Source organism: Paraburkholderia sp. SIMBA_054 (assembly GCF_046534875.1).
In the GTDB taxonomy this organism is placed as follows: domain Bacteria; phylum Pseudomonadota; class Gammaproteobacteria; order Burkholderiales; family Burkholderiaceae; genus Paraburkholderia; species Paraburkholderia hospita.
This window is the reverse complement of the sequence record NZ_JAWRXV010001080.1, coordinates 1-260: the sequence shown is the minus strand read 5'-3', so window position 1 is coordinate 260 and position 260 is coordinate 1. Positions and strand designations below refer to the sequence as shown.

At 68.8% G+C, this 260-nt stretch carries 1 pseudogene; it reads left to right on the top strand.

Annotation, left to right across the window (positions count from 1 at the left end):
• Positions 1-260, top strand: a pseudogene (locus SB822_RS58495) (DNA-binding response regulator); the annotation flags it as partial.

Sequence of the window (260 nt, the reverse complement as noted above, 5' to 3'; positions counted from 1 at the left end):
CGGGCTGGAGATCACCGAGCGGATCGTCCGCGGCGACCACGGCACGCGGGTCATCATCGTATCGGTGCTGGAAGACGGGCCGCTGCCCAAGCGCCTGCTGGAAGTCGGTGCATCCGGTTACGTGGGCAAGGGCGGCGATGCGCAGGAGCTGCTTCGCGCCGTGCGTGAAGTCGCGCTGGGCAAGCGCTACCTCGGCAGCAGCATCGCGCAGAACCTGGCGTTGTCGCGGCTGGAGGGCGTCAAGTCCCCGTTCGACCACC